Annotated in this window: 11 protein-coding genes; 10 read left to right on the plus strand and 1 reads right to left on the minus strand. The window is 70.1% G+C overall.

What is annotated here, in order from left to right:
- Nucleotides 1-82 precede the first annotated feature (82 nt).
- The 8 genes from rplU to ACIBJF_RS11405 all read left to right on the plus strand — a co-directional run bounded on the left by rplU (nucleotide 83) and on the right by ACIBJF_RS11405 (nucleotide 10,689).
- Nucleotides 83-403 (plus strand): 50S ribosomal protein L21, encoded by a 321-nt coding sequence (gene rplU / locus ACIBJF_RS11370; RefSeq protein WP_030653874.1) that lies wholly within the window; start codon nucleotides 83-85, stop codon nucleotides 401-403.
- A gap of 14 nt (nucleotides 404-417) precedes the next feature.
- Nucleotides 418-672 (plus strand): 50S ribosomal protein L27, encoded by a 255-nt coding sequence (gene rpmA / locus ACIBJF_RS11375; RefSeq protein ID WP_055703572.1) that lies wholly within the window; start codon nucleotides 418-420, stop codon nucleotides 670-672.
- Nucleotides 673-799: 127 nt separating this feature from the next.
- Nucleotides 800-2,248 carry a GTPase ObgE gene (gene obgE, locus ACIBJF_RS11380; protein WP_399173455.1) on the plus strand — a complete coding sequence of 483 codons (1,449 nt, stop codon included), beginning with the start codon at nucleotides 800-802 and terminating at the stop codon, nucleotides 2,246-2,248.
- A 151-nt stretch (nucleotides 2,249-2,399) separates the two neighbouring features.
- Nucleotides 2,400-3,863, plus strand: a complete 1,464-nt coding sequence (locus ACIBJF_RS11385; protein WP_399173456.1) for an FG-GAP-like repeat-containing protein — start codon at nucleotides 2,400-2,402, stop codon at nucleotides 3,861-3,863.
- A gap of 328 nt (nucleotides 3,864-4,191) precedes the next feature.
- A complete protein-coding gene (locus ACIBJF_RS11390; RefSeq protein WP_399173457.1) occupies nucleotides 4,192-5,208 on the plus strand; it encodes a hypothetical protein in 1,017 nt (338 codons plus the stop codon).
- 207 nt (nucleotides 5,209-5,415) lie between these two features.
- Nucleotides 5,416-6,912: a D-ribitol-5-phosphate cytidylyltransferase gene (locus tag ACIBJF_RS11395; protein ID WP_399173459.1), complete on the plus strand. Its 1,497-nt coding sequence runs from the start codon at nucleotides 5,416-5,418 to the stop codon at nucleotides 6,910-6,912.
- Between the two features lie 165 nt (nucleotides 6,913-7,077).
- Nucleotides 7,078-9,171 carry a hypothetical protein gene (locus ACIBJF_RS11400; protein WP_399173618.1) on the plus strand — a complete coding sequence of 698 codons (2,094 nt, stop codon included), beginning with the start codon at nucleotides 7,078-7,080 and terminating at the stop codon, nucleotides 9,169-9,171.
- A 303-nt stretch (nucleotides 9,172-9,474) separates the two neighbouring features.
- Nucleotides 9,475-10,689, plus strand: a complete 1,215-nt coding sequence (locus ACIBJF_RS11405; protein WP_399173460.1) for a glycosyltransferase family 2 protein — start codon at nucleotides 9,475-9,477, stop codon at nucleotides 10,687-10,689.
- A 393-nt stretch (nucleotides 10,690-11,082) separates the two neighbouring features.
- On the opposite strand, the gene ACIBJF_RS11410 is transcribed toward ACIBJF_RS11405, so the two are convergent.
- The gene (locus ACIBJF_RS11410; RefSeq protein WP_399173461.1) at nucleotides 11,083-12,477 is read right to left on the minus strand and encodes a polysaccharide pyruvyl transferase family protein; all 1,395 of its coding nucleotides are present in this window, start codon (nucleotides 12,475-12,477) and stop codon (nucleotides 11,083-11,085) included.
- A 222-nt stretch (nucleotides 12,478-12,699) separates the two neighbouring features.
- Here ACIBJF_RS11410 and proB point away from each other — a divergent pair, with 222 nt between their 5' ends.
- Nucleotides 12,700-13,806 (plus strand): glutamate 5-kinase, encoded by a 1,107-nt coding sequence (gene proB / locus ACIBJF_RS11415; protein ID WP_351798653.1) that lies wholly within the window; start codon nucleotides 12,700-12,702, stop codon nucleotides 13,804-13,806.
- A 133-nt stretch (nucleotides 13,807-13,939) separates the two neighbouring features.
- Complete coding sequence (locus ACIBJF_RS11420) at nucleotides 13,940-14,365, plus strand: hypothetical protein (protein ID WP_399173462.1); 426 nt, start codon at nucleotides 13,940-13,942, stop codon at nucleotides 14,363-14,365.
- Nucleotides 14,366-14,410 lie beyond the last annotated feature (45 nt).

The following is a 14,410-nucleotide window of genomic DNA, read 5'->3' on the forward strand; positions in this document are numbered from 1 at the left end:
TTGGCCGGGAGAGGTCGTCCGTGGTTTTCCTGGGCGGCTGGCCTGCGGGGGTGCCGTTTCTTCGAGCGAAAGAGAGATCCGCGTGTACGCCATCGTGCGCAGCGGTGGTCGCCAGCACAAGGTTGCTGTCGGCGACATCGTTGAGGTTGACAAGATTTCCACCGCCAAGGTTGGCGACACGGTCGAGCTCTCGACCCTGCTCGTTGTCGACGGCGACTCCGTGACCAGCGACCCGTGGGTGCTGGCCGGCATCAAGGTCCAGGCCGAGGTCGTGGACCACCACAAGGGCCAGAAGATCGACATTCTGCGCTACAAGAACAAGACCGGCTACCGCCGTCGGCAGGGCCACCGCCAGCAGTACACGGCGATCAAGGTCACGTCGATCCCCGCGGCTGCGAAGTAAGGGACTGAGGAGAAATGGCACACAAGAAGGGCGCATCGTCCACCCGGAACGGTCGCGACTCCAACGCCCAGCGGCTCGGCGTGAAGCGCTTCGGCGGTCAGGTCGTGAACGCGGGCGAGATCCTGGTCCGCCAGCGCGGCACCCACTTCCACCCCGGCGCCGGTGTCGGCCGTGGCGGCGACGACACGCTGTTCGCCCTGCAGGCCGGTGCGGTGGAGTTCGGTACCCACCGCGGCCGCAAGGTCGTGAACGTTGTTCCGGTCGCCTGAGTCTTCCGGCTTACGGCTCAGACCGAACGTTTCGCGAGGCGGACCTCACTTCCCGAACGGGAAGGCGGGTCCGCCTTTCGCGTGTTGACAGCTAGACATACCGCTCGTTTTCTGGAGGCACTGAACCATGACCACCTTCGTGGACCGCGTCGAACTGCATGTCGCCGCGGGTAACGGAGGTCACGGCTGTGCCTCCGTCCACCGCGAGAAGTTCAAGCCGCTCGGCGGCCCGGACGGCGGCAACGGCGGCCGTGGCGGTGACGTCATCCTGACCGTCGACCAGTCGGTGACGACACTTCTCGACTACCACCACTCCCCGCACCGCAAGGCCACCAACGGCAAGCCCGGCGAGGGCGGCAACCGCTCCGGCAAGGACGGCCAGGACCTCGTCCTGCCGGTGCCGGACGGCACGGTCGTGCTGGACAAGGCGGGCAATGTGCTCGCCGACCTCGTCGGCCACGGGACCTCGTACATCGCCGCGCAGGGCGGCCGGGGCGGCCTCGGCAACGCGGCGCTGGCCTCCGCCCGCCGCAAGGCGCCCGGCTTCGCGCTGCTCGGCGAGCCCGGGGACCTGCACGACATCGTCCTGGAGCTGAAGACCGTCGCCGACGTGGCGCTGGTCGGCTACCCGAGCGCCGGCAAGTCCTCGCTGATCTCCGTGCTCAGCGCGGCCAAGCCGAAGATCGCCGACTATCCGTTCACCACGCTCGTGCCGAACCTCGGTGTGGTGACGGCCGGTTCGACCGTCTACACCATCGCCGACGTACCGGGTCTGATCCCGGGTGCCAGCCAGGGCAAGGGCCTGGGCCTGGAATTCCTGCGGCACGTGGAGCGGTGCAGCGTGCTGGTGCACGTGCTGGACACCGCGACGCTGGAGTCCGAGCGCGACCCGGTCTCCGACCTCGACGTGATCGAGGCCGAGCTGCGGGAGTACGGCGGCCTGGACAACCGGCCCCGGATCGTCGTCCTGAACAAGGTCGACGTGCCCGACGGCAAGGACCTCGCCGAGATGGTCCGCCCCGACCTGGAGGCCCGCGGCTACCGCGTCTTCGAGGTGTCGGCCGTCGCCCACATCGGGCTGCGCGAGCTGACGTTCGCGCTCGGCGAGCTGGTCGCCAAGGCGCGCGCGGCGAAGCCGAAGGAGGAGGCGACCCGGATCGTCATCCGGCCGAAGGCCGTCGACGACACCGGTTTCACCGTCACCCGCGAGGAGGTCGGCGGCGAGCCGCTGTTCCGGGTGCGCGGCGAGAAGCCCGAGCGCTGGGTCCGTCAGACCGACTTCAACAACGACGAGGCCGTCGGCTATCTCGCCGACCGGCTCAACCGCCTCGGTGTCGAGGAGGAGCTGATGAAGGCGGGCGCCCGGGCCGGCGACGGTGTCGCCATCGGTCCCGAGGAGAACGCGGTCGTCTTCGACTGGGAGCCGACGGTCATGGCCGGCGCGGAGATGCTCGGCCGCCGCGGCGAGGACCACCGCTTCGACGCGCAGCGGCCCGCGGCGCAGCGCCGCCGGGACAAGCAGGCGGAGCGGGACGAGACGCTGCGCGAGTACGACGAGTTCGACCCGTTCGAGTAAGGCTCGTCTCCGTGACCTCCCGAGTTCTTCTGAACATCGGGAAAACACAGGGTGCACTCAGGGCAACCCCGGCCCACCCCGGTGAGTCGAACGGTGCGGCGCCGAGATCTCTCGGCGCCGCACTCCTGTCTCCACGACTCCCGGAGCTCACGTGTCCCACCCCCGTCCCCTCCGTCGGCGCTCCCTGACGATCGCCACCGGCATCGCCCTCGCCGTCGGGGCTCTCGCGGTCCCCGGCCACGCGGCCACCACGTCGGTGCCCAGCAGCAGGCATCTGCACGACGACTTCAACGGCGACGGCTACGCCGACCTCGCCGTCGCCGCTCCCACGGCGACCGTGGACGGCAAGAAGGGCGCCGGCTATGTCGCCGTCGTGTACGGCTCGTCGAGCGGGCTGAAGACCTCCACCAAGCAGGTCCTCAGCCAGAACAGCGCCGGCGTGCCGGGCGGCGCCGAGACCGACGACGGGTTCGGCAGCACCGTGTCCAGCGCCGACCTCGACCGGGACGGCTACGCCGACCTGGTCGTCGGCGTCGGTGGCGAGGACTCGGCCGCCGGCACCGACGCCGGACTGGTCGAGGTGCTCTGGGGCGGCCCCACGGGGCTGTCCGGCGGAGCGTCCCTGGCCGGAGGGACGGCGTACGAATCGCTCGGCGCGCACGGGACGGTCGGGGACGTCAACGGGGACGGTGCGCCCGATGTCGTGCTCGTCGAGAACGCCAAGGATCTGCGGGTGCTCAGCGGGCCGTTCGCCCGGAACGGCTCCACCACGCACGGCGGACAGGTGGTCATCGACCCGGACAACAGCCGCTTTCTGGACCTGGCCAAGGGCGATGTGAACGGCGACGGGATCACCGACGTCGTCGCCGCCGTCAACGACGGCGACGAGTGGGACGCCCGCCGGGTCGTCGTCTGGACCGGCACGCACAACGGGCTCAACCCGTACACGGTGGTGCGGGACAACAGCGGCTACGGCATGCAGGGCGGCGAGAGCCTCGCCGTCGGCGACGTGAACCGGGACGGCTACGCCGACATCGTGGTGGGCCGGACGGTCGAGGGTGCCGACAGCGATGTGGACACCCCGCTCTCCAAGGGCGGCCGGATCGCCTGGATCCCGGGCACCGCGGCCGGACCCGACGGGACGAAGGCGGTCATCATGAACCAGGACAGCTCCGGCGTCCCGGGCACCGCCGTGCCGTGGTCCCGCTTCGGTGCCGGCCTCTCGATCGCGGACATCGACGGCGACGGCTACCGCGACATCGCGGTCGGCGTGCCCGGCGCGAGCGGCGGCGGACGGGTCGTCACCCTGCGCGGCACCGCGAACGGCCCGACGGGCAGTGGAGCGAAGTCGTTCAGCCAGGACACCACGGGTGTGCCCGGCGGCGGCGAGTCAGGCGACTCGTTCGGCTCGGCCGTCCGCCTGGTGGACGCCAATCACGACGGGCGCGCCGACCTGGCCGTGGGCGCACCGGGGGAGAACACGAAGGCCGGGGCGGTGTGGGTGCTGCGCGGCACCTCCACAGGCATCACCCCGACCGGCTCGTTCACCTTCGCGAGCGGCACCCTCGGCACCGTGGCGACGGGCGCGCAGCTGGGCTACCGCTTCGGCTCCTGACTCCGCGGCGGGTTTTCCCGATCCGCCGTCAGGTCCGTTGCGGCACAAGGGCTTACCGCGTCGCAACGGATCCCCTGCGGTCTCCGTGCGGGCACCGTGGGACTCATCGCAGTCCCACGGTGCTCTCAGGCAAGCCTCAGGCAAGTCTCTTACCGTCCCGTGACCATGGAGACGGACCGTACGACCCCCGCACCCCTGGCGCCCAGCACCCGCCTGCTGCACATCGGCCCGCACAAGACGGGGACGACCGCCATCCAGGGGGCCCTGTTCGCCGCGAAGGACCGGCTGCCGGAATTCGGCGTGGAGTTCCGCCCACACCCGGCACCCCATGGAAGCCGCCCTCGCCGCCTGCGCCCGGCCCGCGATGATGGGCGACGCCGTGCCCACCGACCGGCACTGGAGGCGGCTGCTGGACCAGGTGGCGGCCACGGGCAGGCGGACCTCGGTGATCAGCAGCGAGTTCTTCGCCGACGCCCGGGGCGATGCGACGATCGCCCGGATCGTGGAGCAGCTCGGCGGCGCGGGGGTGCCCCCGCTCGACCGAGGCCGAGAGCGGGACAGGGTGCACGTGCTGGTCACGCTGCGTCCCCTGGTGAGGATCATGCCCTCGCAGTGGCAGCAGTACGTGCAGAACGGGCTGCGCATGGGCTACGCGGCCTGGCTGGAGCACATGCTCCGCAGGCCGCCGTACGAGAAGCCCGATCCCAGCTTCTGGCACCGGCACCGGCACGACCGGCTGGTCGAGCGCTGGGCGCGGGCCGTCGGTCCGGGGCGGGTGACCGTGGTCGTGGTGGACGACCGTGACCGCGGCGGCCTGCTGCGCGCCTTCGAGGCGCTGCTCGGACGGCCCGAGAACCTCCTCCGGCCCGTTCCGGACACCGCTAATCGCTCGCTTACCCTCGCCGAGACCGAAATGCTGCGGAATCTTAATGTCGAATTCCGCGGCAATGGACTGCCGGACGAGCTGTATTCCCGTCTCGTCCGGGGCGGCGCGGTGCTTCACATGAAGAACCCGTGCCCTCCCGCGCCCGGAGACGTGAAGATCGTGACCCCGCGCTGGGCGGTCGAGCGGGCGACCGCGATCGGCCCCGCATCCGCCGAGCGGATCGCCGCGCTGGGGGTGCGGATCCTCGGTGATCCGGCCCTGCTGTCCGCCGTTTTCGAACAGCCGGAGCCCGGCCCGGCCGAGCCGCGGCTCGCCCCGGAAGTCGCGGCGCGGGCGCTGTACGGAGCCCTGGCCGCGGCGGCCGGACAGGCTTCCGTGCGCAGCGTGCATCAGACGTCGTCGAGGGAGCTCGTGCGGGTGCTCGGGCACCGTTGCTTGAAGCGGCTCGGGCGGCGCTGAACGGGCCTCGCCGCCGTCTCGTGACGCACCTGTGGACTTACTCACAGCAAATTCACGGGGGTTCGCGAGGCCTGGGGCCAATCACCAGGGGTACAAGGTGAATGACAGGTTGCGCTCACATATGCATGGGATGTCGCTCACCTTGCACTGCGCTTACCGAAAGTGGGACCATTTCACGGTTCCCTGACGCCCCAAGGTAGGTCACCTGTGTCCCAGCACATAGCCAAGCCCCGAACCACCGCAGTGATCCTGGCCGGTGGCACCGGTCAGCGGGTGGGTCTGTCGATCCCCAAGCAGTTGCTGAAGATCGCCGGCAAGGCAGTCATCGAGCACACCCTGACCACCTTCGAGCACGCCGACTCGATCGACGACGTCATCGTGCTGATGGCGCCGGGCTATGTGCCGGACGTCGAGAAGATCGTGGCCAAGGCCGGCTTCACCAAGGTGAAGAAGATCATCGAGGGCGGCTCGACGCGTAACGAGACCACCGAGCGCGCCATCTCCGCGCTGGGCGAGGGCCTGGCCGAGGGCGAGGACCTCAACGTCCTCTTCCACGACGCCGTACGCCCCCTGCTCTCGCAGCGCGTCATCGACGACTGCGTGGCCGCGCTGGAGCGTTACCAGGCCGTGGACGTCGCCATCCCGTCCGCGGACACCATCATCGTCACGCGCACGCACGGCGAGGACGGCGAGTTCATCACCGAGATCCCGGACCGCTCCCGGCTGCGCCGCGGCCAGACCCCGCAGGCCTTCAAGCTGTCCACGATCCGCCGCGCCTACGAGGTCGCCGCCGGCGACCCCAACTTCCAGGCCACGGACGACTGTTCCGTCGTGCTCAAGTACCTGCCGGACGTGCCGATCCACGTCGTCGCGGGTGACGAGTACAACATGAAGGTGACCCAGCCGGTCGACGTCTTCATCGCCGACAAGCTGTTCCAGCTCGCCTCCGCCGCAGCGCCCGAGCAGAAGGGCGAGGACGCCTACCGCGAGCTCCTCACCGGCAAGACGCTCGTCATCTTCGGCGGCTCCTACGGCATCGGCAAGGACATCGCCGAACTCGCCGAGTCCTACGGCGCGAACGTCTACGCGCTGGGCCGCTCCACCACCGGCACCCACGTGGAGAACCCGGAGGAGGTCGACGACGCGCTGTCCAAGGCGTACGCCGAGACCGGCCGGATCGACTACGTCGTCAACACCGCGGGCGTGCTGCGCATCGGCAAGCTCGCCGAGACCGACAACGCCACCATCGAGGAGGCGCTGAAGGTCAACTACCTGGCCCCGGTGCAGATCGCCCGTTCCAGCTACAAGTACCTCGCCGAGACCAAGGGCCAGCTGCTGCTGTACACCTCCAGCAGCTACACCCGCGGCCGCGCCGAGTACTCCCTGTACTCCTCCACCAAGGCCGCCATGGTGAACCTCACCCAGGCGCTGTCCGACGAGTGGGCCGGCGACGGCATCCGTGTCAACTGCGTCAACCCCGAGCGCACCGCCACCCCGATGCGCACCAAGGCCTTTGGCCAGGAGCCCGCGGGCACGCTGCTCTCCTCCGAGGCCGTGGCCCGTACGTCCCTGGACGTGCTGCTGTCGGAGCTGACCGGCCATGTCATCGACGTCCGGCAGCAGGACCCCACGGCGGGCGCCGCCCAGGCCTCCGGCTTCGAGCAGGCGCTGGCCGCTGTTCTGGACCGCCAGAACGGCATGTAATAATTCGTCAATAGCTTTTAGGAATTTCAGGCCTCTGCCGTCGCTCATTCACCGGGCGTTAGCAGAGGCCTGAATCCGTACATCTCACACAATTCCCCGCGAACCGGCACTCCTCCTCCCAGAGCAGGTTTCTCCGTGATATCCACCGCTATTCGCGTCGCCCGGGTGGGCAGCGCGGCCGAGCTGACCGCGGCGGCCCTCATGATCCTGGGCTTCCCGGCGCTCATGCTGGCCGCGCTCGTCCCGAGCGTTCCCGCCTTCGCGGCCCTGGCCGCCGTGACGTACCTGGCGGACCACTATCTGCACCGCAAGGGCAGCTACCTGATCAACCGCCTCAGCAAGATCCGGGCGGGTCTGTCGATCCGCTTCCTGATCCGCCAGCTGCTGCTGATCCTGCTGCTGGCCCGCCTGTCGCACGCGGACGACCTGATCTTCTACGCCGCCGTCGCCTGCTTCATCGCCTTCTACGGCCTGCAGGCCCCGCACGGCGCGCTGGTCACCCTCATCCGCAACCGACGCCGGATGCCGGTCGCCACCCGCAACATCGACCTCAAGTCCCGCATCCGCATCCCGGACGCCCCGTCGCGCCGGCTGCTGGACCGCAGCGCGGAGAAGATGCTCCACCTCGACCTGTTCGCGGTGATCGGCATCCTGATCTCCGCCGGGCAGGGCGCCCCCGCCGCCCCGGGCTTCGCCGGCGTCGGCCTCACCGTCGGCCTCGGCGTCCTGTACGTCCTGGTGCTCGTGCCGTACGTGCGCGGCCGGAGGATCCCGCCGAAGGCCGAGGTCGTCCTCGCCGCCGTCGACGACTGGCTGGCGGGCTACAAGCCGGAGACGGTCCTGTACTTCTCCGGCTCCAAGGACTCCGCGTACCAGGTCAACATGTGGCTGGAGACGATGGAGCAGCTGGACACCCGGCCGCTGATCATCCTCCGCGAGCGCGCCATCCTGAACAACCTCGCGCCGACCACGGTCCCCGTCATCTGCGTGCCCGGAGGGGTGCACCTGATGAACCTGGACCTGTCGACCGTGCGCGTGGCCCTGTACGCCGCGAACGTCGGCAAGAACATCCACCTGCTGCGCGTGCCCACCATGAAGCACGTCTTCATCGGCCACGGCGACAGCGACAAGCTCGCCAGCGTCAACCCGTACAGCAAGGTCTACGACGAGGTGTGGACCGCCGGCCGCGCTGGCCGCGACCGCTACGCCATCGCCGACGTCGGTGTCCGCGACGACGACATCGTGGAGGTCGGCCGTCCGCAGCTCGCGCCCATCGAGGGCTGGCACGGCGTGCCCGACGACCGCATCCCGACGGTTCTGTACGCGCCCACCTGGGAGGGCTGGGACGGCAACCCCGGCAACACCTCGATCGTGCTCGCAGGCGAGACGATCGTGAAGAAGCTGGTGGCGGCGAACCCGCCGGTCCGCGTGCTGTACAAGCCGCACCCGTTCACCGGCACCGTCAGCAAGCAGGCCGCGGCCGCGCACCAGCGGATCACCGCCCTGGTCGAGAAGGCCGCCGCCGAGCGCGCCGCCGACTCCCGCTTCACCGCCGACGACGCGGCGATGGCCCGGGCCAAGGCCGACCTGGCCCGGATCGAGGCCCGGCTCGCGGAGCTGGTCGCGGCCGGCGGCGACAAGGGCGACGAGGCCGAGGCCACCCGCGACGGCGTCGTCGACGTGGCCAGGCACGAGGAGATCGCCCGGCTGCGCGCCGAGTGGAACACCGCCTACTGGCGCTCCTTCCCGTCGTACGAGCACCGCGTCATCACCGGCGCCGAGCCGCGCCTGTACGACTGCTTCAACGTCTCCGACGCGATGGTCTCCGACATCTCCTCCGTGGTCTCCGACTTCATCGCGAGCGGCAAGCCGTACGCGGTCACGGACTCCGGGGAGCTCGGTCACGAGGAGTTCAAGCGGCAGAACACGGCGGTGCGCGCCGCGGTGATCCTGTCCAACGACGCGGGCGAGCTGGGTGGCCTGCTGGACGCCGTGCGCGACCCGTCCGCCGACCCGCTGAGGGACGCCCGCAAGGAGCTCAAGCGCTATCTGCTGGGCCCGGACGAGCCGACGTCCATCGTCCAGTTCAACGCCGCGGTGGCCGACCTGGCCCTCAAGGCCGAGGCCCGCAACGTCGGCCAGCAGTCCCGGGTGGGCGCCGCCAGCGCGGACCCCGCCGAGGCCGCCGAGCTGACCAACGCGGTGCCCGGCCAGCGGGGCGCGTCCGCCGATGACCAGGACGGTGTGAACGCGGGCTGACACCCACTGCCGTGCGAGGGCCGGCCCCGGGAGCGATCCCGGGGCCGGCCCTTTTCGTCGTGCGGATCCGTTTTCCAGGGTCGCTTATGTTCAGGTTTCTTACGATCGCTCTTACCTCGGCCGCCGACCGGCGGTGAGCGGTTCTTACCGACCCTACGTACTGTCGGGTGGACACCCGAACCCCGTGTGACGTGCGCCACTGATCAGCCAGAGTGGGGCAACCGGTTGCCTTAGATGTCCGTCTAACAGGTTGCCATCAAGGCAATACGGGGAAAACGCGCTTTTGGTAAGCAAGGGGGAAGTGTGACCGTCGTGCCGCAGCCTGATGTGAGTGTGATCATCGGGGCGTACGAAGCGATGCCGTACCTGGTCGAGTGCCTGGCGTCCGTCGAGGCGCAGACCATCGACCCGGCGCGCCTCGAGGTCATCGCGGTGGACGACGGCTCGACGGACGGCACCGGGGAGTACCTGGAGGAGTTCGCCGCCCGCGCCCCCATGCGCGTCACCGTCATCCGCCAGGAGAACTCCGGCGGCCCCAGCGGCCCCCGCAACGTCGGCCTCGGCAAGGCCGCCGGCCGGTACGTGTTCTTCCTCGACGCCGACGACCGGCTCGGCCCCGAGGCCCTTGAGCGCATGGTCGCCATGGCCGACGAGAACGGCACGGACGTGGTGCTCGGCAAGGTCGAGGGCATCAACCGCATCCCGCCGAAGTCCATGTGGGGCAAGACCCTCGGCCGTACCGACGTCTTCTCCTCCAACATCAAGTTCACGCTGAGCGCGCAGAAGCTGTTCCGCCGTGACCTGCTGGACAAGCACGGCATGCGGTTCGACGAGTCGCTGTTCACCGGCGAGGACGCCCTGTTCACCATGGAGGCGTACCTGCGCGCGGACGGTGTCTCCGTCCTCGCCGACTACCCCTGCTACTACCTGGTCGGCCGCGACGACGGCAAGCACGTCACCAAGAGCGGCAGCTACACCCTGCGCTTCGATTCCGCGCGTGCCCTGATGAAGCTGATCGCCGACATGGTCCCGGCCGGCGACAAGCGGGACCTGCTCATGATCCGCCCCTTCGTCATCACCCTGCTGCCGCAGTTCGGGCCGAAGTTCCTCAAGGACAGCGAGAAGGTCCGCCGGCACAAGCTGGAGCTGGCCAAGCCGCTGATGGACGCCTACTGGACGCCCGGAGTGGCCCGGCGGCTGAAGGTGCACGAGCGGCTGCGGCTGCACCTGGTCGCCCTGCAGCGAGCGGATCTGCTGCTGGACGTCGTGGAGTTCGTCAAGGCGAAGAAGCAGGCCGCCGCGCTCCTGGAGAAGCGCGGCACCCGCGTCTACCTCGCCTACCCGCACTTCCGCTCGAAGACGGCCGGCATCCCGGACGACATCTACCTCGCCGCACCCCGCGAGGCCCGTGCCGTCCACGGCTACCGCGAGGCCGCCGCCAACTCCTTCCTGCGCCGGGCACTCCGCAAGGCACGGCGGATGCTGCCGGCGAAGGACTTCAAGGCCGCGGCGGCCTGATCGGCCGACGTCCGCTGTTGCCGGGTGTGTCCGGGCGGCGGGTTGAGTGGCGGGGGCGCTTGTGCCGGGCGTGCGGCTTGAGCGGCTGGGATTGCCGGTGCCGGGCGTGTGAGCGGGGGTCTGCGCGGCTGGGATCGGTGCTTCCGGGCGGGTGCGCGGGTGCGGCCCGCGGCCCGGCTCGCCCTGGCCGGCCTGGGTGAGGTGGTCTGAGCGGTAGGGCTCTGTACTGCACGGTGGCCTGGGCGGGCGGGTCTCTGCTGTACGGTCACCCGCAGCGGCCGGAATCCGCGCTGCGTGGCGGCCGGCACGGCCGGGCTCTCTGCTGCGTGGCGGCCGCGCGGCCCGGGTCTGTCCTGCCTGCCCGGACCGCGCTGGGGCCTGAGGGGACCGGGCCTACTGCTTGCCCGACTGCAGGGCCCGGCGGAGCGGGCGGACCACCACGCGGCGGGCGCGGCGGTAGACGGAGGCGGCGGGCGCGGACGTGGCCTGCGCCTTGCGGGACCGGGCCAGCTCCTTGCGCAACTTCGCGTTGTCCTGGGCCAGTTCGCCGATCTGGGTGTGCAGCCAGCCGAACCGGCTGCTGAGCGAGGCGAGGTCGGTGTCGTTCCACGGCCGGATGCCCGGCGGGAAGGACAGCGACCGCAGCCGCTCCTCGAACGCCGCGCCGCCGTCGCCGTGCGTGAAGGTGTTCCGCAGCCCGTTCTTGTCCAGGAAACCGACGAACCGGTCGAACCGCTCCTGGTGGTTGCCCACGAGACCGCCGAGGTCCGCCTCCTCGTACAGCCGCGCCGGATCCGCCGCCTCCGGGTCCTTGGCGGCCTGGTCCAGTCGCTGGTGCGGGATCTCGAAGTACCGGCACAACTCCAGGGTGCGCGAGTCGCCGCACAGCACGGTGGCGGGCGTCCCCGCCAGCAGCGCCGCGATGTTGCCGTGGATGCGCGAGCCGAAGGAGAAGTCGAAGCCGCGCAGATCGTCGATCCAGGTGACCGGGTCGACGTACACCCGCACCTTGTCCTCCCGGTACATCGGGTGGTCCGGGTGCGTCGGCATGGCGGCCACCTGGGAGTTGGGATCCGTGAGGTCCCGCCAGTGCAACTGCCGTGCGTCGCTGAGGTTCTGGCCGATGAACCGCAGGTTCGGATAGCGGGCGTGGGTACGGCCGATGATCCGCTCCAGGCCCTGCTTCTGCACCGCGCTGTGCGAACCGTTGACCGCGATCCGCGACTCGGCACTCAGCGCCGGCACCCGCTTGCGGACGTCGAGCTCGGGGCCGTACAGGAACAGCGACGGGCAGCCGATGACCTCCACGTCACGAAAGCCCATGTCCCGCAGGTACTGCTCGGTGAACTCGCCCCGGACGCCGATCGACGAGCTGCGCTCCAGCACAGCCGTGCAGAACTCGCGCACCGACTGCTCCATCGGCTTCAGCCGGGCCGGGTTGTAGCTCACCCCCGTCTGCGCGCCGACGCCCAGCACCACGACCGGGATCGTGAGCTTGTCGATCAGCCGGGTCAGCCGCTTCAGCCGGCCCTCGAAGGACGGCCGGAAGGCGTTGGCCAGCGGGACGACGAACGCGTCGTACTCCTCGTTGATCCGGGCGGCCGCGGCCAGGTCCGTGCCGATGCCGTTGGAGACGACCTCGGTGTCCGGTGTCTGCAGGATCTTGTGCGCCGCGTCGCTGAAGATCAGATTGCCCGAGTTGGTGGCGATGACGTCCCGGTGCAGGGCCTCCTCGACGGACAGGACGTCGTACGGGCTCTTGCCCGACCGCAACAGAATGCGCTTCACAAACTTCAACTTATGTTTGAACTAGCTTTAATTTCTATCCGCAACCAGTACAACCTTTTTGCCATACGCAAACCGTGAAGGAACGGCTACGGACCGCGTGTCCGGAGGCTGGACCGACGGGCGAGGGACGATCCACTTCGCGTAGATTGCCGCTCAGGCAGCCGGAACAGCGCGCGGGACCGAGAGGGAACAGAGGGCAAGGTGGCAAGGGCAAGGCAGGCCGTGGGCGAGGCCCGCAGGATCGTCGTCAAGGTGGGCTCCTCGTCGCTGACCACCGCCGCCGGCGGCCTGGACGCCGACCGCGTCGACGCGCTCGTCGACGTGCTGGCCAAGAGCCGCAGCGGGGGAGAGCGGGAGGTCGTCCTCGTCTCCTCCGGCGCCATCGCCGCCGGCCTCGCCCCGCTCGGGCTGCGTCGCCGCCCCAAGGACCTCGCCCGGCAGCAGGCCGCCGCCAGCGTCGGCCAGGGCCTGCTCGTCGCCCGCTACACCGCCTCCTTCGCCCGCTACGGCGTCCGCGTGGGCCAAGTCCTGCTCACCTCCGACGACATGAGCCGCCGCGCCCACCATCGCAACGCCTCCCGCACCCTCGACAAGCTCCTCGCGATGGGCGCCTTCCCGATCGTCAACGAGAACGACACGGTCGCCACCGACGAGATCCGCTTCGGCGACAACGACCGCCTCGCCGCCCTCGTCGCCCACCTCGTCCACGCCGACCTGCTGGTCCTCCTCTCCGACGTCGACGGCGTCTACGACGGCGACCCCAGCAAGCCCGGCACCTCGCGGATAGCGGAGGTGAAGGGTCCCGAGGACCTGGCGGGCGTCGAGATCGGCAGCGCGGGCAAGGCCGGGGTCGGCACCGGCGGGATGGTCACCAAGGTCGAGGCCGCCCGGATCGCGGCCGCGGCCGGCATCCCCGTGGTCCTCACCAGCGCCGTGCACGCGGCGGAGGCCCTGAGCGGCGGCGACACCGGCACCTACTTCCACCCCGCCGGCAAGCGCTCCGCCGACCGGCTCCTGTGGCTCCAGCACGCCTCCACCCCGCAAGGGGCGCTGACCCTGGACGACGGGGCGGTGGACGCCGTCGTGAAGCGGCGCAAGTCGCTGCTGCCCGCCGGAATCGCCGCCGTGGAGGGCGAGTTCAGCGCCGGCGACCCCGTCGAACTGCGCGACACCTCCGGGCGCGCGGTGGCCCGTGGACTCGTCAACTTCGACGCCAAGGAGATCCCCCGGCTGATCGGGCGCTCGACGCGCGAACTGGCCCGGGAACTCGGCCCGGCGTACGAACGCGAGGTCGTACACAGGGACGACCTGGTGCTCTTGCACGCGTAAAACGGGACGTAACGACGGCCCCTGGTGGGGGACGTTCCGTAAAACCGCCCCGCGGTGCCGTAGGGCCTGCTCAACTTTGTCTCAGAGAGACGTTCCGAGAGACGTCCCCGAGCGGTGGGTGAAGGAGGCCGTCGTGAGACGAGTGCGCCCTGGGGTGGCCACCCGCGGTGCCCTGACGAGCGTCGCTGCCGGCGAGGCCTATGAGGAGCCCAAGGACATGCCCCGGCTCTGGCACGTCACTCTCAGCGTCTCCGGCCCCGACGTCCCCCTCACCGACCTGCGACGGGCCCTGGAACAGCTGGCCCACGACCACCCCTTCCTGCTGACCAGCCGGTACGCGAGCGACCACGCGGAGATCCGGTACTGGGAAGAGGCCCGCGACCTGCATGACGCCGCCGCCGTCGCCCTGCGCCTGTGGGGCGAGCACCGGCAGACCGCCGGACTGCCCCCGTGGGAGATCGTCGGCCTGGAGGTCATCGACCGCGAGACCTACCACCAGCGCATCGCCGAGGGCTACGGCCCACCCCCCGCGACACCGGTCGGCGTTCACCCCTTTTGATCCTCCTTGACCCTCTTGGATCCTCTTGAGTGCCCTTGTGTCCAC

This window comes from Streptomyces sp. NPDC050743 (assembly GCF_044456925.1).
Classification (GTDB): Bacteria; Actinomycetota; Actinomycetes; order Streptomycetales; family Streptomycetaceae; genus Streptomyces.

What these genes read in the sequence shown, in the direction of transcription:
- obgE (WP_399173455.1), top strand. Translation starts at nt 800, where the DNA reads ATGACCACCTTCGTGGACCGCGTCGAACTGCATGTCGCCGCGGGTAAC.
- rpmA (WP_055703572.1), top strand. Translation starts at nt 418, where the DNA reads ATGGCACACAAGAAGGGCGCATCGTCCACCCGGAACGGTCGCGACTCC.
- ACIBJF_RS11390 (WP_399173457.1), top strand. Translation starts at nt 4,192, where the DNA reads ATGGAAGCCGCCCTCGCCGCCTGCGCCCGGCCCGCGATGATGGGCGAC.